The 17,737-nt window shown below is 38.6% G+C and carries 13 protein-coding genes and 3 pseudogenes; 7 read left to right on the top strand and 9 right to left on the bottom strand.

Going from position 1 to position 17,737, the window contains the following annotated elements:
• Positions 1–3 precede the first annotated feature (3 nt).
• Positions 4–1,326, bottom strand: coding sequence for a TolC family protein (locus H3Z85_16270; protein ID QPQ50919.1), 1,323 nt, complete (start codon positions 1,324–1,326; stop codon positions 4–6).
• A 132-nt stretch (positions 1,327–1,458) separates the two neighbouring features.
• On the opposite strand from H3Z85_16270, the gene H3Z85_16265 reads away from it, so the two are divergent.
• The 7 genes and pseudogenes from H3Z85_16265 to H3Z85_16235 all read left to right on the top strand — a co-directional run bounded on the left by H3Z85_16265 (position 1,459) and on the right by H3Z85_16235 (position 7,365).
• A complete protein-coding gene (locus H3Z85_16265) occupies positions 1,459–2,274 on the top strand; it encodes a helix-turn-helix transcriptional regulator (protein ID QPQ50918.1) in 816 nt (271 codons plus the stop codon).
• 113 nt (positions 2,275–2,387) lie between these two features.
• Positions 2,388–2,819 (top strand): Rrf2 family transcriptional regulator, encoded by a 432-nt coding sequence (locus H3Z85_16260; protein QPQ50917.1) that lies wholly within the window; start codon positions 2,388–2,390, stop codon positions 2,817–2,819.
• A 114-nt stretch (positions 2,820–2,933) separates the two neighbouring features.
• Entirely contained in the window at positions 2,934–3,362 is a 429-nt protein-coding gene (locus H3Z85_16255; protein QPQ53923.1) for a hypothetical protein, read from the top strand.
• An 11-nt stretch (positions 3,363–3,373) separates the two neighbouring features.
• Positions 3,374–3,796: a c-type cytochrome gene (locus H3Z85_16250; GenBank protein QPQ50916.1), complete on the top strand. Its 423-nt coding sequence runs from the start codon at positions 3,374–3,376 to the stop codon at positions 3,794–3,796.
• 43 nt (positions 3,797–3,839) lie between these two features.
• Positions 3,840–4,565 carry an iron-sulfur cluster repair di-iron protein gene (ric, locus tag H3Z85_16245; GenBank protein QPQ50915.1) on the top strand — a complete coding sequence of 242 codons (726 nt, stop codon included), beginning with the start codon at positions 3,840–3,842 and terminating at the stop codon, positions 4,563–4,565.
• A 12-nt stretch (positions 4,566–4,577) separates the two neighbouring features.
• Positions 4,578–6,820: pseudogene (locus tag H3Z85_16240) on the top strand (nitric-oxide reductase large subunit).
• Positions 6,821–6,912: 92 nt separating this feature from the next.
• Positions 6,913–7,365, top strand: a complete 453-nt coding sequence (locus H3Z85_16235; protein QPQ50914.1) for a hemerythrin domain-containing protein — start codon at positions 6,913–6,915, stop codon at positions 7,363–7,365.
• A 68-nt stretch (positions 7,366–7,433) separates the two neighbouring features.
• Here the strand turns inward: H3Z85_16235 and H3Z85_16230 are convergent.
• The 8 genes and pseudogenes from H3Z85_16230 to H3Z85_16195 form a co-directional block, all read right to left on the bottom strand.
• Positions 7,434–10,918, bottom strand: a pseudogene (locus H3Z85_16230) (DUF2723 domain-containing protein).
• A gap of 137 nt (positions 10,919–11,055) precedes the next feature.
• Complete coding sequence (locus H3Z85_16225) at positions 11,056–11,844, bottom strand: SDR family oxidoreductase (protein ID QPQ50913.1); 789 nt, start codon at positions 11,842–11,844, stop codon at positions 11,056–11,058.
• A 203-nt stretch (positions 11,845–12,047) separates the two neighbouring features.
• Positions 12,048–12,860 (bottom strand): hypothetical protein, encoded by an 813-nt coding sequence (locus tag H3Z85_16220; GenBank protein ID QPQ50912.1) that lies wholly within the window; start codon positions 12,858–12,860, stop codon positions 12,048–12,050.
• A 376-nt stretch (positions 12,861–13,236) separates the two neighbouring features.
• Positions 13,237–13,625, bottom strand: a pseudogene (locus H3Z85_16215) (RidA family protein).
• Positions 13,626–13,724: 99 nt separating this feature from the next.
• Positions 13,725–14,288, bottom strand: a complete 564-nt coding sequence (locus H3Z85_16210) for a Crp/Fnr family transcriptional regulator (GenBank protein QPQ50911.1) — start codon at positions 14,286–14,288, stop codon at positions 13,725–13,727.
• Positions 14,273–14,995: an SMI1/KNR4 family protein gene (locus H3Z85_16205; GenBank protein ID QPQ53922.1), complete on the bottom strand. Its 723-nt coding sequence runs from the start codon at positions 14,993–14,995 to the stop codon at positions 14,273–14,275. The genes H3Z85_16210 and H3Z85_16205 overlap by 16 nt, the downstream gene beginning before the upstream one ends.
• A 176-nt stretch (positions 14,996–15,171) precedes the next feature.
• Positions 15,172–15,660, bottom strand: a complete 489-nt coding sequence (locus H3Z85_16200; GenBank protein QPQ50910.1) for an SMI1/KNR4 family protein — start codon at positions 15,658–15,660, stop codon at positions 15,172–15,174.
• A 43-nt stretch (positions 15,661–15,703) separates the two neighbouring features.
• Positions 15,704–17,515 (bottom strand): serine hydrolase, encoded by a 1,812-nt coding sequence (locus tag H3Z85_16195; GenBank protein ID QPQ50909.1) that lies wholly within the window; start codon positions 17,513–17,515, stop codon positions 15,704–15,706.
• Between the last annotated feature and the right edge of the window lie 222 nt (positions 17,516–17,737).

Here is a 17,737-nt window from a genome sequence, read left to right as displayed (position 1 = left end):
GTTTTATAAAGTACCTGTTATGTTCTGTAATAAATAATAGTTGTTTTGAGCCATGATCCTGGCGGCTTCCAATTCAAATTTTGTCTGGAGAAGCTGTATATCAGCATCCAATAAATCGGTAATCAAAGAAGTCTGGCTGAAGTAGGTATTTTTTGTGATGCGGGCATTTTCTTTAGCCTGGGCTACATTGGTTTCCGCAACTTTAATCTGCTCAAGTGCTTCGCGGTATCGCAGATACGCTTCCTTCACCTGTTGTCTCACTTTATCCTCAGTATCTTTATGAGTTTCTTCTTCTTTTTCAAACTCTAAAGCAGCAGCTTTTACTTTTTGAGTATTGTGATACAGTGAGGATATAGAAAAGGAAGCTTTCAGTCCCACGATTCCCAGCGAATACCAATCCGGATTATAAGGATACAGGAAGATTTGTGGATTGGCATAGTAAAATTCACCATATAAGCCGATTTTAGGACTTACATTTGCCTTCACCTGTTTCAGTTTGATTTTACTCAACGCGGTCTGCTGCTCAGAAACATGGTAATCGAAAGAATGTTCCAAAGCCAGTTTAAGATAGTCTTTATAGGTTATATTCTCATCCCACTGATCATAAGGAGCTTCGGGAATAACGATTTCATCATCCGGAATCCCCAGGATAATATTCAGTTTCTGCATGGCGATGAGAATATCATTTTCAATGGTGGTCAGTGCCATTTTCCGTTTAGAAAGTTCAAGTTCCACCCTCAAAACATCGGTCTTCAGGACTACCCCATTTTTATATAAAGCCTGTATTTCCTTGAGCTGCGTTTTCTGATCGGCAATATCCTGTTGAATAAGGTTCCTGAAAATTAAAGTTTTCTGCAATTCAAGATATAGGCTTGCTGTTTTGTAGTGAATGTCCGAAACCGATTGCTCTTTTTGAATGGTCTTAATTTTTTCCAGGGTCTGGTTTTCTTTGATTTTAAGATTTAATTTATTCCCTTCATAAATATTCAGGTAAAAATCTGCTCCTGCTCTGTAAAGGGTGTGGATGACCTCGTGCTGTACCGGCTTGGAAAAAATTCCGTTTTCATAAATCGGGATATTGGAAGCTTTCTCTATGGATCCTTTCACACCGATTTCCGGCAGTCTTTCCCTTTTTGCGTCTTTTACTTCGGCTTCTGCGATGTCTGCACTGAATATTTTGATTTTAATATGACGGCTGTTTTCTTCAGCTCTTTGCCATGCGTCTTTTAGGGAGAGTCGAATGGTATCATTTCGGAGACTGCCTGTCTGAGCTGATATGCTATAGGTTGTGCCCAGCAGCAGCAGTCCGGTGAGATAAATTTTCATCTGAATTTTTCGAATTATTGCACTGCAAATTTATCCTCAATCCCGAAAATATATTTATCTAAAATAGTCAAGTTTTACATGATTCCGGCCAAATGATTATCTTTGCAATCCGGTAATATTTTTAATGATTGTATGGGATTAATTGCTGCACTTCCACATATTGACCAGCATGATAAAAGTGTCTTTGTCATGCACGAAAAATCAGAAAAACTCATTCCTTTTCATAAGCATACGAAGGGGCAGCTAAGCTATGTAGAAGGCGGTATCGCTTATATTACGATTGATAACCGAACCTATGTAGTTCCTGCCAGGCATTTTTTCTGGATTCCACAGGGAATGGAGCATATTCTGGAAATAGGTCATTCTGCAACCGTCCTTAGGTCTTTGTATTTCTATGCATATGATGATATTTCTGACCCGTTTTACAGCAGACTCGGAATTTATCCTGCCTCAGAACTCCTCATTCAAATGATAAAATATACAGAAATATGGGATGAAAAACATGTGACTGCAGAAGATGAAAATTTTGAATTTTTAGTTGCTTTAAAGAAAATTCTTCCCAAAACCCACCAACAACCTCTGCCAATTATTCTTCCTGCCACCCACAATAAGCAGATGATGAAAATCGTATCTTATCTGGAATGGAATATCGGAGAGATCCACACACTGGCTAATGTAAGCGCCAGGTTCGGTTTAAGTGAAAGGTCCCTGTCCCGTTTATTCAAATCTGATATGGATATTTCTTTCCTCCAGTATTTAAAAACATTGAGAATTATAAAAGCTATTGAACTATTGTTAAATACAGACAAATCAATCAATGAAATTGCTGATGACGTAGGATATAGTTCTATCAGTGCTTTCAGTGATACCTTTAGCCAGTTTACCCAGTCGAGGCCATCAGATCTGAGGAAAAGCAGTAAGGCATTTAAGAATAGCGGTGTTAACTAAATCAGTGAACAGAACTATTATATGACGTTTATCAAAGATCAAAAAAAATAAAAGAGTTTTTTATCTTTTATTAAAAAAAAGTTTATATATTTGTCATGTTAAATAAATAGAAAATGTTTTCCAAAACTTGCGAATACGCGTTAAGAGCCTTGATTTATATCGCCCAGCAATCTAAAAACGGCAGCAGAGTGGGAATCAAAGACATTTCAAAAAGTATCAGCTCTCCTGAATATTTCATTGCAAAAATTTTACAGGATTTAAGCAGAAAAGGATTTGTACAGTCTGCTAAAGGGCCCAATGGCGGATTTTATATGGATCAGAACAATCTGAATGTATCGATTGCTGACATTGTAAGGGAAGTTGACGGGGACAAATTATTTTCAGGTTGCGGCCTGGGGCTGGAACAATGCTCTGAAACCCACCCGTGCCCTCTTCATGATCAGTTTAAAAGCATCAGGGATAATCTTCGTGAAATGTTGGAAAATTCAAAAATTCAGGAATTTGTCGATAATCTTGATTTACAGCTGACCTATTTGAAGCGTTAAAAAAATTTGATCAAATAAAAGATAAAAAGGTCTTAATATATTAAATAAATAAAAATGAAATTATCTCTCAAAAATCCTATTGTCCTTTGCTTGCTAAGCCTCATGGCCGGGATGTTGATGACGGTTAGTTTTTTAGAAACACCGTTGAAATTTCAGGTGCAGGGAATGGCCCTTACAACAGCTTTGGGACTGGGAAAACTGATGTTCGGAGTTTCTACAAAAATACAGAACCTCTTTTTGTTTTTAATATTAGCTTTTATGATGATCAGCTATAAAAATTATACAAAATTTGATTTTCTGATCATTATTGTATTCCTGATTCTCCTTTCGTTACAACAGTATTGGATGCTGCCCGTACTTGGTAACCGGGTTGATTTGCTTTCCTCAGGCAGGGCTCTGCCGCCCACTCCCGTTCATGATTATTTTATTTATGCAGAATCAGCAAAGACTGCTCTCGTGCTCATTGCTATTATTTCACAATTCAAAAAACATATAGCGGATACTGAAAATAACCATTCTTACACGAAAAATATAACTCATTAACTGCATTCCTTATGAAAACACAACTTATAAATACAGCAATGATATTGGGAGTATTGACGATGGCTTTATCATGTTCCGGCAAAAATGAAACAACACCTATTCCCATCCCGCTACCTTCTACAGAGCAACCTGTCAAACAACCCGCTCCTCTTCTTGAGCCTATTGTTACGACAAATGCTTCTAATGATCCGGGTTTCAAGCTCATCGAAGGAGCCGACTGTCTTGCCTGTCATAAAATAGATTCCAAATTAATCGGACCTTCTTATCAGGATGTAGCTTCAAAATATACAAAGGCAGATATTGAACGGCTGGCACAAAAAATTATTGAAGGAGGAAAAGGAAATTGGGGTGATATTCCCATGACTCCTCACGAAGGATTAAGTAAAGACGATGCTCAACAAATGGTAAAATATATTCTTTCACTTAAAAAGTAAATAAAAAAATTTAAAATAATAAAAGACAAAAAAGTATTATATTATGAACACAAAAACAGACTTTATCGGAAATATGGTAGCTGAAGATTTCAGATCCGCTGCTATTTTTAAGAAACATGGTATAGATTTCTGCTGTAAAGGCGGAAGAACAATAGAAGAGGCATGCCACAACAAAAAAACCGATCCTGAAAAAATCTATGAAGAACTGGAAGCCCTTCCGAAAAACGAAGGCTCTTTCATAGACTTCAACAGCTGGCCGCTGGATCTGCTGACAGATTATATCGAGAAAACACATCACCGTTATGTGGAAGAAAAAACCTCTGTTTTACAGGCTTTTCTGGATAAATTGTGTAAAGTTCACGGAGGCAGGCATCCTGAATTATTTGAAGTTAAAAATTTATTTGATGAATCTGCCCGTGATCTGGCTGCCCATATGAAAAAAGAAGAACTCATCCTGTTTCCTTTCATTAAAAATATGGTGACGGCAAAAATATCAGGACAACCCTTGCCGCATCCGGTTTTCGGAACAGTGGAAAATCCGGTTCATATGATGGAACATGATCATACCGTAGAAGGAGACCGCTTCAGAAAAATTGCAGAAATCACCAATGAATATCTTCCTCCTGCAGACGCCTGCAACACCTACAAAGTTGCTTTTGCCATGCTTCAGGATTTTGAAAATGACCTTCACAAACACATTCATCTTGAGAATAATATCCTGTTCCCAAAAGCGATCCGACTGGAAAAAGAATTGGCTGTTGAATCCTAAAAAATGATCAGAATGACACCTAAAAAACTTTGGATATGGCTGGCAGTAGTCATGATCGGCTCTTTTGCAGTCCTTATATTCTATGGCACTGAAATCTACAGAAAAGTTCCTCCTATCCCCGCAAAAATCGTAAGTACTGACGGTACTCTGCTTGCTACCGGACAGGATATAAAAGATGGCCAGAATGTATGGCAATCGATCGGAGGGCAAACCGTAGGAAGTATATGGGGCCACGGCGCCTATATTGCACCTGACTGGACTGCAGATTACCTCCACCGCGAATCTGTTCTTCTGCTTCAGGAACTGGCAAAAAAGAGGGTAAGATATACCGGGATCTTCCCGATGAAGAACAGGCAAAATATCAGGTACTGCTGAAAAGAGAGCTTCGTACCAATACTTTCAATGAAAGCAATAATGAAATCGTGTTTTCCCCTGAAAGGGCCGAAGTACAGAAGCAGCTGTCTCAATATTACGCAAAACTCTTCATGAATGATCCATCCATGGCTGAACTTCGTGATCAGTATGCAATTCCCGGGAATACGATTAAAGATCCGGAAAGGATGGTTAAAATGAATGCATTTTTTGCGTGGAGCACCTGGGTATGTAGTACAGAACGGCCGGGGGATGATGTAACCTATACCAATAACTGGCCTCATGATGAATCTGTCGGTAATGTTCCGCCTCCGTCTCTTCACATATGGTCCGGATTCAGTATACTTTTGCTGCTTGCCAGCGTTGGCCTTCTGGTTTTTTACCATGCAAGAAATAAAGAAGAAGAAATCAGTGAGGTACTTCCCCTTGAAGACCCGTTACGGAATATGAAACCTACTCCTTCGATGAAAGCGACTCTGAAATACGTCTGGGTCGTTGCTTTACTGATCCTGGTTCAGATGATGGCCGGTGTGGTCACGGCACATTACGGAGTGGAAGGAAGCGGGTTTTACGGAATTCCTTTGGATGAGTTTCTTCCGCAATCGGTTTCCCGAAGCTGGCACGTGCAGCTGGCTATATTCTGGATCGCCACTTCATGGCTGGCAACAGGTTTATACATTGCCCCTGCAGTGTCAGGATATGAGCCGAAATACCAGAAGCTCGGTGTCAATATATTATTCGGTGCCTTATTGATTGTTGTCTTAGGATCTTTGACGGGCCAGTGGCTGGGTGTAATGCAAAAGCTGGGACTTGTAGACAATTTCCTTTGGGGACATCAGGGATATGAATATGTGGAACTGGGGAGAATCTGGCAGATTCTATTGCTTATCGGACTGGTTATCTGGCTGGTTTTAATGGTCAGAGCTCTTCTTCCTGCTTTAAAGCGCAGAGATGGTGACCGTCATTTACTTCTCCTGTTCACACTTTCTTCCGTTGCTATTGCGATGTTTTACGGCGCAGGCCTGATGTATGGAAGACAAACACACATGGCGATTGCTGAATACTGGAGATGGTGGGTTGTTCACCTTTGGGTAGAGGGCTTCTTTGAAGTTTTTGCAACGGTAGTGGCAGCCTTCTTATTTACCAGATTAGGATTATTAAGATTAAAATCGGCTACGCATGCTGTTCTTTTCTCTACGATCATTTTTCTGGGCGGAGGTATTTTAGGAACGTTCCATCATTTGTATTTCAGCGCCACCCCCACCGCTGTACTGGCATTGGGTGCAACCTTCAGTGCGTTGGAAATTGTTCCGCTTGTTTTGATTGGATATGAGGCTTACCAGAATTATCAGCTTAGTAAATCTACAAAATGGATTCAGGCATATAAATGGCCCATTTACTGCTTTATTGCAATGTGTTTCTGGAATTTTCTGGGTGCAGGAATCTTCGGATTTGCCATCAACCCTCCTATTGCCTTATATTATATTCAGGGACTGAACACTACTGCTGTGCATGGCCATGCCGCTTTATTCGGGGTCTATGGCATTTTAGGAATCGGACTGATGCTGTTTGTTTTAAGGGGATTATATCCTGACCGTCAATGGAATGACAGACTTATCGGATGGGCTTTCTGGCTTATTAATATCGGTTTACTGGTGATGGTCACTATAAGCCTTCTTCCCATAGGCATTATGCAATCTGTTGCCTCTATTAAAGAAGGATATTGGTACGCGCGTTCTGCTGAATTTATGCAAACAGACATTATGCATTTCTTAAGATGGATGCGGGTACCGGGAGATATTTTACTAGCCGCCGGAGAATTACTTCTGGTCATCTTTATCATCGGACTGAAGTTGGGATGGTCTTTAAAAGAAAAACGGTAACCCATCATTGTAAGCCTTACAGATTTTCAGAAGCTGTAAGGTTTACTGATTCTTCAAAAGCTTTGCTATTTTAATTTTTAAATCATAAAATCATGAAACGCAACGAAAATATAGTCCTGCTTTCCCGTGATCACCACTTCGGGTTGCTTTGCAGCTGGAAAATCAGGCAGGGAATCAGGAACAAAGTAAAACCGGACAGGATTAAAAATTATATCGTTTACTTTTGGAAAAACCATCTGGAAGAGCATTTCAGGGAGGAAGAGCAAATTCTCTTTCCCTATCTGAAAGACGAATACTCTTCCCGGATCCAATCGGAACATACCCAACTGAAAGTATTGGTTTCTCAGATTGAAAGCTCGGAAGACCTGAACCTCTTTTCAGATTTTGCAGATCTTCTTGATCAGCACATCCGTTTTGAAGAACGCCATTGGTTTCCTCATTTGGAGGAAAAACTAAGTCATGAAACTTTAAGCAGGATCGGAAAAGAGCTCAGCCACATTCATACCGAAGAAACGGATACTTATGATGATGAATTCTGGAAATGATGTATACGAAAAAGGTCTTCAGACAAATACCTGAAGACCTTTTTATTTTTAATACAAACACTACTCCATCATTGTGTAGCTTTTATAATGGCGGTTGTGATCTCATTTTCTTTCTGCCTTGAATAGGTAGAATCAAAAGGCTCCATAATATCAAATAAATACTGATAAAAAGGTGCAATTTTCTGCACATTTTCAGATTCTTCCATGGCTTTCTCTTTTCCCATCTGCTGGAGGCCTTTCACAAAAACATTGAATTTTTTATCGATCGGTTCTATGGATTGCACAAGATACGTATAGGCTTTCTCTTTTTGATTCAGTTTATTATATGAGTCAGTAACAGCGGAAACAACCAGGGCATATTCCATAGGTAATGTTCTTATCTGTTTTCGGGCAGCCTTCTGATATTGAGGTGAAAGCATTATATAATAATCATATTCTTTAAAAATCTCTTTTTAAGAACTTCTGCCAGCTGAAGCCCCTTTTGCTCCTTACCCGCCAGAATATATCCGGAAACAATCATGCTTAATGAGCGCGGATCGTTGTATTTTTCAGCAGGAATTTCTCTGTCCACAAGATCCAGCAATTCAACAGCTTTATCTTTCTGTCCGTTGGCAACCAATGCTGAAGCAGCTCTGCTCGCAGACATCCTGTAGCCTATGATATTGGATGTTGCCGTTTCATCATAGTAAATAGTCTGATCCTTAAAATTGCCCCATCTGAAATTTTTAACGATCTGATAAAGGGAGTTTGCATCTACCCTTCCCCTGTCACCGTCCGGAGCCTGAGGAGTATGGATGGGAACGAGCCTGTAGCTGAAACCGTCGAATTGCAGATATTCATCAAGGTAAAAGGTATTTTCACCTTCATACATGCCACCGGACGAAAAACTGACAGGACGTTTCCAGTCAAAATTAGCCAACATATCCATCATCATAAGGTTATTTTTGAGAAACCTGTTTCCTTTGTATGAAATGGTGATATGATCTACAGCCTTCGAAAGGTCTGCTCTGCTGATGATCCCTGACTTTACAGCATTTTCTTTATTGACAGGCAGTACAAATTTACTGACCGGAAGAATATTAAATCTTTCATATTTTTCTTCTCCGAAGTACATTTTCAGCAACTCATCTTTCTCAGGAGATTTTAATTTTATAAAATCCATTGCTTCCTTCAGCGTTAAAGAATCCTGCGTCAGGAATTTCCTGAAGTCCTGAAAAGAAGTGTCGGGTGCTCCCTGATCTTTTACCATTGCAAAAAGACCTTCCCAATCTTCTTTTTTCATTAAATACACCTGCTCATTGATTCCATCTCTGTAATCTTCATGGGTCAGCTCTCCCGGAATGCCATGTGCATTGTACGTTCTCCTTTTTACCTGATCGATACTCCAGGGCATTGCCAGTAAGGTAAAATTAACTGTTTTTACATCATCCCGGAATCTTTCTGTCTCCTGGATTCCCCACACCGGAAAGGTATCGTTATCTCCATAAATAAAAATAATATCATTTTTTGGTAAAGATTTCAGCACTGAATAAGCATAATCATACGCTGCAGTCTTACGGCTTCTGTCATGTGAAGTATAATTCTGGAATCCCATCATAAAGGGAATTCCTAATAGCACAAGCCCTAAAATGACGGAGGCTGCATTTGATTTTATTGTAGACTGAAGAAACCATAGGATGGCTCCTGCACCCAAACCGATCCAAATGGCAAAGGCATAAAATGAACCCACCATTGCGTAATCCCTTTCTCTTACTTCAAAAGGTTTTACCCCTGTATAAAAAACAATGCCTACACTGGTTACAATAAAAAGAGAAAGCAAAGCATAAAATCTTCCAAAATCCCTGTTCAATTGGAAAAAGAATCCGATCAGTCCCAGAATCAGAGGGAGGAAGAAGAATTTCACCGTACTTTCGTTTTTAAATTTAGACGGCATAGTTTCCTGGTTTCCCCACAAAGCGTTATCAATAAAAGAAAATCCGGAAATCCAGTTCCCTTGCGTGTTTTCCATATGGCCCTGAAGATCATTTTGCCTTCCGACAAAGTTCCACATCAGGTACCTTACAAAATAATATCCGTTCTGGAATGAGATAAAATAATCCATATTCTGACGGAACGAAGGTTTCTGGACATTGATCAGATCGTAGGGCTTTACTTTAAGATAATCTGCTACCGTAATAGAATCATCTTCATACTTTGCCCTTAATTCATTAAATATTTTTTGAGCCTCAGGATTATCCGCCACTTCCTGGTTATCATAATTGAAGGTAAAATCAGGAGCTCCGTACATTGCAATATAATTAGCCATCACCTCTTTATCTTCATTGAACATCCTGGGCATAAAGCTTATGTGAGATTTATTGAATATATAGTTAAAGCTTTCTCCTGTCTTTCTGTACGTTCCCGTTTTTTCATCCTTTTCGTACATATCCACTGTTTTCTCTGTCTTATAACTTCCGTCTTCATTTTTCTCAATTCCTTTGGCATCAAGGGATGCAGTATAATTCTGTCCGTAGATTGTTGGCCAGTCTCCATATTGCACTCTATTGTAATAATCTCTCATACCGATTGCCGTATCAGGATCATTAAGATTCATGGGCGGATTGGCATTAGCCCGGATAGGAATCACCATCCAGCACGAAAAACCTATCATCATGTATACCACTGATAAAACGACAGTTTGATAAATATTTCTTTTGGTTTTTCCCGCATATCTGATCAAAAGGAAGGAAATGACAGCCATCAGTACAAACGCCATCATGGTTCCTGAATGAAAAGGCAGTCCCAATCCGTTCACAAAGAAGATTTCCAGATTCCCGAACATTGTCATGATCAAAGGGAAAATTATTTTAAATACCAGTGCCAATATACCAAGGGTAATCACATTGGCCCACATAAAAGACTTCCATGAAAACTGATATTTACGGGCATAATACACCAGACATACGGCAGGAATCGCCAGCATACACATCATATGCACCCCTACAGAAAGCCCGATGATAAAGAAAATTAAAATAATCCATCTTTCATTATCCACCGCTTGATATTCATTTTCCCATTTGGTAATCAGCCATAATAAAATAGCAATAAACAGGGATGCCATGGAATACACCTCTCCTTCTACTGCTGAGAACCAGAAAGTATCGGAAAAAGTAAAGCATAAAGAACCGATGACTCCTGCCAACAGAATTGAAATCTCCTGCTGCCGGGTAAGCTCCTCAAAATCCTTATGTAAAATCCTCCTTAAAAAATGAGTGATCGTCCAAAACAAAAAGACAACAGTCAACGCACTGAAAAGGGCTGACATCGCATTAATCACTATGGCATGATTGCCGCTGTTTCCCAGCGCAAGGATACTTGCTGCGGCACCCACAATCTGAAACAAAGCAGCTCCCGGAGCATGCGTAACCTCAAGCTTTACAGCCGAAGAAATATACTCTCCACAATCCCAGAAACTCAGTGAATGTTCTATGGTAGAGAAATAGGTAATCAAAGCAATGAAAAAGAGGAACCACCCAAGTACAGTGTTCCATTTTTTAAAAGACCATTTTTTCATATAATATTTTCCAATAGTACTCGTAAGACAACTGACGGACCGGAGTTATTACATGAAGACAATAAAATATCTTAATTGTACAAGAAATGACAAAGCTCCCGGCGAAATTCGGGAGCCTTTTAAATACAATGAATCTTTTAGTACGTATTATTCAATCCACCATCCAGCGGAATACTTGCTCCTGTAAGATAGGATGAATATTCTGAGGCCAGAAAGGCCACCAGATGACCGTATTCTTCAGGTTTTCCCAATCGCTTCATCGGAATTTTATTTTCTCTGGCTTTCCTGATATCTTCCTCGGAAGTACCTGTCTGCTGTGATTCATTACTCACTAATTTTTTGATGCGGTCCGTATCAAAATATCCGGTTAAAATATTATTGACGGTAATATTATGTTTTGCTACTTCATTCGATAAAGTTTTTGCCCAGGCCATTACAGCTGACCGGATGGAGTTTGACAACGCCAGGTTGTTGATAGGTTCTTTTACTGACAATGAAGAAACGTTGATAATTCTTCCGTTATTCTGTTCCATCATGTGAGGTAAGGCCAGTAAAGTAGTTTCGCACACGGTTTTAAAAAGAAGATCAAATGCTTTTTGATAATCCTCCACATCTTTTTCTGTTGCCAATCCAGGTTCGGGGCCATTGGTATTGTTGACCAGAATATCAACCGGATGACTTTCAAAGTACTCCTTTATAATTTTTTTATAGTTGTCAAAGTCCGAAAAATCGACCACAAGGTATTTGTGTTTCTGCTCCGGATGAATAACGGGAAGTTCAGCAGTAAAGTTCTTAAGCTTAGCTTCGTTACGGGACATGACGGTAACATTCGCTCCGCATTTTGCCAGCTCAATGGCAATTCCGGCACCTATTCCCTGGGTAGCTCCTCCTACCAGCGCATTTTTTGAAAAAAGTTGAATATTCATTGATGTAATCATTACAAATTAATCAGTATAAATGTAGGAAAACCCATAATGCTGAAAAAGGTTTCTCTTTAGAATAATACAATCGATGCTATTGATATATCATAAAACACCGACGGATGCCGGTGTTTTGATACTATTTGTGTTATTAGAATTTCTCGTTGAGATGAGATATGAAAATGCCTGATAAGTAAAGTTAAATACAATTAATCTCCGATCCGGAAAACCAGTAATTGGGTAGAAATAGCAGCCAGGTTCATCCCTGCTCCTCCGCAGTTACCGGATTGCCCTCTTCCAAGAGTGATCGTCCAGGCCCTGTTGGCAGGAAGAGTTGTGGCGTAGGTAATTGTTCCACCATGATTAGAAAGTGCTCCTTCCGAATGTGACGCTGTATTGTGAATTCTGGTAGTCGTAGCATTAAGAGGGAAATCTATAAAATAAGAACTGATGGTACATCCTGTTATATTATGAATTGCTTCATAAACAAAAGTAATCTGGTAGGTTCCTGCCGGAAAAGTAATAGTACTTGTAACAGCATTATAAGTCATTCCCGGAATACTATTTTTAACGACAGACATAGGTACGACCTGTGATCCCCCGGCACCTTGTGCCTGTAAGAAATTGGCCTGTGCAGTTTCTAATCGGAATACAGCAGGATTGGGAATAGAAAGAGCACCTAAGGTTCCAATACTTTTTATCACACCGGTACCATCAATTACCACAAGAGGGTCTGTTGTAGTATTTCCGGTGCCAACCCCCTGTAAACGTAAAGGATCGGTACCATTGACATGAAGCTTGTTGGTGGGAACTGTGGTACCAATTCCCATGTTTCCTGTAGCGGTAACCGCTACATCATTGGCCTGTTGCGCAGCTGAAGGTGCTCCGGTAGCAGGATTGTCTTTGGCTGCATCAATATTAAAGACTCCCTGAGGGTTAGAAGTCTGAATACCAACTTGCGCGTTCGAAAGAAAAAAATTGCCTGTTACAAGCATTAAAAAATAGGTAAGAGTTCTCTTCATAATAATAAATTTGGTGAAATTTCATAAAAATAAAAATGCATTTTGCTTAAATTATTTCAATAATGCTCATCATTTGACTTGAAATAATTATTTATGTATTAACAAATATAATAAAATTCACTATAAACTGAATTAATTTATTGTAAATTAAAATATTTATTTATAAAAAATTAAAAATAAGCAACAACCAATCAATAAATACAATAAAAATGATTAAAAAAAATAAATTTACTTATTAATAAATTAAAAAACAATAGATATTGAAGCAATTATGTTAAAATAACAATTTAAATAAAAATCAAAATAATCGATTTATTCTTAGCAATAAAAAAAACCTCCAGGAATTTGGAGGTTTTTTATCTATTGAATCTGCCGTTTATTTTACAACCGTTGCTTCCAATTCTACCGTTAAGGTTTCAAATAAACTTTTTACTTCAAGCATGGTGACGGCCTGTGTCATCTGATGTTTTTTATCCATTCCTGAAGAATCGGGAAATGAGGCCACAGCTCCTGAGTTGAGGTTGTATAGATATTGAGCCGTACAATTCCTTTGCATTCATATCCTGAAGTAATGACTACTTCTTCAAGGTTAGCAATAGCCTGTTGCAGCTGAGACTTCATATCCTTATCGCTTGAGGTTCCGTCAGGATCAATGGCCGCCTGCCCTGAACAGTATAAGGTACTTTCTACATTTCTCACTTCAACAGCCTGAGAATAACTTCGCTCATTTTGCCATTGCCATGGGTTGATGGTTCTTTTTTCCATTGTATTGAATTTGTTATACATTAGACTGCAAAGTTGCAGAACAGGGATAACAAACCCATGTGATCCGGGTCACGATTATGGAGTGACTGGAGTCACTATTTACAGGGATAAACGGCTCAATGTTTCTCTTGAAACTCCGAGGTAAGCAGCAAGAAGGGTTTTAGGAACCCGTTGAATTAAAGAAGGATATTTTTGAAGCAGCTGTTCGTATCTTTCTTTAATTCCCGTCGTCATCGTTGAAATGATACGTTGTTGCGCAGCAATAAATCCCATATATGCTTTCTCCAGGAAAAAATGTTCAATTTTGGGAAGGGCTGCACACAATTTTTTATAATCCTGCAGAGAAATGCATAATACTTCGGTATCCTCTACTGCCAGCAGTGACATTGTTGCCTTGGTTTGCTGATAAAAGGCCGGAAAATCTGTTTCCCACCAGTCTTCCATCGCAAAGGCTACAATATGTTCTTTTCCCATATCATCTGTATAGACGAGCTTTAAAAGACCTTTCACCACAAAATAATTGTAGGTTACAGGTTCTCCTTCCTGTGTTAAAAACTGATGTTTTTTAAACTTTTTATACGTAAAAAAAGCAGTCATGAGTTCAAACTCCTGATCGTCCAGGGGAACAATTTTTTCAATATGAGCTCTTAACTGATCCAGCATGTCGTATAATTAAACTTCTTATTCTGATAATCAAAAGCCATTTCACGGTTTATAATATCGTCCACCTCATCAAAAGTCACCAATCCTTCTGCCTCGAAAATATGTCCATTCGGAACTTTGTAAGTATATTCGAAGATATCACGCTGATAAATCGTATGCAGTATCTCTATCTGTCCGGAACTAAGGTAAGGCTCGTGAGTTTTTAACTGACTGAATAAATTCTGTTTCAGCTCTTCTTCTTCCTCTTCATAAAACATAGAATCTTCATCAATTTCTGTCACAGCTTCCAGAAGCTGACGAAAAATAAAATCCTGAAAGTTCTTGGCCAGCACCTCACCTTCTTCTTCATCGTGAGGAATAAAACTTACCGGCACTTCACCATTATCTTCCAAATCATACTGAAAAACATATAAATCCCCTGCTCCATTTTTGGCAAACGGGACAAATTTATAATTTTCATGAATGTTTCTGTAATCATCCTCCTCCGACATCTCCTGTATGGCGGCTTCAACAAATTGTTGATCCTTCCAGATTTCAATATCGTTTCCGAATAAGAGTAAAGGTGGTTTTTTCTTCAGTGTTGGTAATGCGGTCAGATACCAATCCGGACAGGATTCTCCCCAATCCAGCATATTATCATTATGCAGACGTTTGTAGAGGTCGGGATATTTAAAATTATATTTCTGTTCCAGTTCTTCTAAATTCATGATCATTTTATCTATTACGTTCTGAACAAATGTAGCCTTTCCTCTTTTTATCGTAGAAAACTTCTGTAAAAGTTCCATTCTGTATTCCGGGATGAAAGAGAAATAGTATTTGGTTTTAAAATGTGCTGTTTCTTCAAAAATAGTCCATTTCAGAAGACTTTACAAGCTTTAAAGACTTATGATACTGAAAACGGAAAATTTTCACTTAGTCGAGGATGGATAGTATGTAACACTTCATAAAATCTTTGTTTGACAGACTCTTCTAAAGTTTCAGATTCATTACAATATTCATCCAGCTGACGGATAACAAAGGCCATCTGTAACCATTGTTCAAAAGTGATGTACATAGGCTCTAAGCGTTCATCATCATCGTGGTTATAAAAAAACACAAAGTTACTGCCATTCAAAAGCCAACGGTCACCCTGCCCGTTTTCTGCAAAACACCAATGATCCGGCCAATGAAAGTCTTTATTTTCATTGGCAGCTTCCACTGAATCATATATAATCGTTTCAGAAGAAATTTCTGTGCTTTTAATCTGGGTTACTATATTTTTATAGCGTTCAGAAAAAGGGAATTCAAGGGTTCTTGGAAAATTTTGTCTTCCCTTTTTTGCTTTTAAAATTTCAGTTTCAATTTCTTCAATCGTCCATATTCTCAACAACATGATCAATCATTTTTTTAAATTTATCTAATGAAATCTATTGCTTTTATTGTAATATTTTTAAAATCCTTAGGGCATCTGCATTGGCCGGATTGATCTCCAGTGCTTTCTGATAATAATATCTGGCTTTATCCTTTTGTCCTGCTTTCAGATAAGCTTCTCCTAAACTGTCATATACATTCTGGCTATCCGGATATAAAAGGCTGTTCACTCTGAAAATATCTATCGACTGGTTCAGTTTATTTTGTCCAAGTAAAGAATACCCGGCATTGTTCAGATAATCTTCCGAAAGAAAATAATGGTCCGGATTTTTGCGTTTTGCACTACGGAATGCTTCTAATCCCTGATCAAAACTACCTTCTAAAATCATTTCCAAAGGTATTTTTTCTTCATCGCTCATCCTTGGGTTTTTTGACCGGATGGTTTTGTCCGGTAAAAGATTGACCATTTCAGATTTTCCGGTTTGAGGATCTTTTACAATTTCCGATGTAAAACTCCAGTTTTCCGAAGCATATGTATTTTTTCCAACCTTCAAAAGTTCCATGGGTCCGTCTAAATCATTAATTGTCAACCAAAGTTTACCATCTTTACGGTAAATTCTATTTAATCCATACTGATTGAACTGATATCTCCCTACACTGTTGCTGAAATCTTCTTCCGTCATGGGTAATGTCTTAAAGGCAGGCCCTACGTAATCCGGCCATTGGTAGACCAATGCTACAGACCTGATCAGTTCTTCAATAAATTCAGGTTTATTGGTATTGATCAAAACGACAATTCCGTCGCCGTTGGTCTTATTGCCAATAAATCTGCTGGAAAAGCCTTCATTCCACCCGTTATGACTAAAATAAACCTGTTCTCCTTTTTTTTCCAGGAAAATACCCAGTCCTACTGACGGATCAATAAAAGAGGTTGTAAATTTTTCTGCCATTTTTTGACTGATGACTCTATGACTTTTATTGCTTAAAGTATTTTGAATATCAATTACAAATTTAGACAGATCTTCCGCGGTCGTCCATAATCCGGCTGCGGCCATTTCGGGATAGATATGATACTTCCCCTTCACTCTTTCTCCGCCCATAGTATAGGCTGTAGCTGCCCATTGTGATTGATTTTCCGGTAAAGGTTGCGCAAAAGTACTGTTTTTCATATCCAGAGGTCCGAGCACTTTTTCCTGCATGATGGCAGGAAAGCTTTTTCTTTCAATATCGATCAGCATCTGCTGCATCACAGAATATCCACCACCGGAATAGCGTAATGAAGTTCCCGGAAGCTGGTCAACCACAACCGGAGAAGAATTGGCAGGAGCTTCTCCCTTCAGCACCTGAATCAGTGTGGGAAGTGATTTGCCTGCTTCATAACCACCAAATCCGTGTACCGTAAAGCCCGCAGTATGGCTGAGTATATTGTAAAGCCCGATTTTTTTCTCTTGGGTTAATGAGTTTTCAGGAATCTTCCAGGAAGTCAGATAAGAATTTACATCAGCATCCGGATTTATTTTTCCGTTCTCCACTTCTTTTAGTGCAGCGTAGGCACTCACGGGTTTGCTCATCGAGGCAGCCTGAAACAAAGTTTTTGTGTTTACAGGAGTTTTAGATTCTACATCTGCCACCCCATACGCTTTACTCCAGATTATTTTCGAGTTTTTAATTACAGCAATGCTTAATCCGGGAATATTATAATGTTTCATCCGCGACTCTAAGGTCCAGAGGGGATTGCCTTCAAAACGGGTAACGGGCATTAATCCTGATTCCACCCGGGAAATTTCTTTGGTTATTTCCACATTATACTGGCCGAAAGTAAAATTTCCGGCCATTCCTAAGGTCATGGCAATATATAAACGAGCTGTAGCTTTCATGGTTTGAAATTTAATGGATCAAAAATATAACTTAATAAGGAATCAAAGAGGCTATTTTAATATTTTATTTATTTTTAGAACAAATATTCTAAATAAGTAATATGATTAGCATAAGTTCTATTATCTTTGCTTCCTGAAGTTTGAAGAATATTTTCCATTATTAAAAATCATTCCATTTATTTATTTCATTATTAAGGCTTTTTAATGTAACTAATCACTCAT

The sequence above is a fragment of the Chryseobacterium indologenes genome (assembly GCA_016025055.1).
GTDB lineage: Bacteria > Bacteroidota > Bacteroidia > Flavobacteriales > Weeksellaceae > Chryseobacterium > Chryseobacterium indologenes.
Note: the sequence above shows the minus strand (reverse complement) of the source record. Positions and strands in the feature narration are given on the sequence as shown.

Bases quoted from the DNA above. Each gene is read 5' to 3' on its own strand.
- H3Z85_16270 (QPQ50919.1), bottom strand. From the start codon at position 1,326: ATGAAAATTTATCTCACCGGACTGCTGCTGCTGGGCACAACCTATAGC.
- H3Z85_16265 (QPQ50918.1), top strand. From the start codon at position 1,459: ATGGGATTAATTGCTGCACTTCCACATATTGACCAGCATGATAAAAGT.
- H3Z85_16260 (QPQ50917.1), top strand. From the start codon at position 2,388: ATGTTTTCCAAAACTTGCGAATACGCGTTAAGAGCCTTGATTTATATC.
- H3Z85_16250 (QPQ50916.1), top strand. From the start codon at position 3,374: ATGAAAACACAACTTATAAATACAGCAATGATATTGGGAGTATTGACG.
- ric (QPQ50915.1), top strand. From the start codon at position 3,840: ATGAACACAAAAACAGACTTTATCGGAAATATGGTAGCTGAAGATTTC.
- H3Z85_16235 (QPQ50914.1), top strand. From the start codon at position 6,913: ATGAAACGCAACGAAAATATAGTCCTGCTTTCCCGTGATCACCACTTC.
- H3Z85_16225 (QPQ50913.1), bottom strand. From the start codon at position 11,844: ATGAATATTCAACTTTTTTCAAAAAATGCGCTGGTAGGAGGAGCTACC.
- H3Z85_16220 (QPQ50912.1), bottom strand. From the start codon at position 12,860: ATGAAGAGAACTCTTACCTATTTTTTAATGCTTGTAACAGGCAATTTT.
- H3Z85_16210 (QPQ50911.1), bottom strand. From the start codon at position 14,288: ATGCTGGATCAGTTAAGAGCTCATATTGAAAAAATTGTTCCCCTGGAC.
- H3Z85_16205 (QPQ53922.1), bottom strand. From the start codon at position 14,995: ATGAATTTAGAAGAACTGGAACAGAAATATAATTTTAAATATCCCGAC.
- H3Z85_16200 (QPQ50910.1), bottom strand. From the start codon at position 15,660: ATGTTGTTGAGAATATGGACGATTGAAGAAATTGAAACTGAAATTTTA.
- H3Z85_16195 (QPQ50909.1), bottom strand. From the start codon at position 17,515: ATGAAAGCTACAGCTCGTTTATATATTGCCATGACCTTAGGAATGGCC.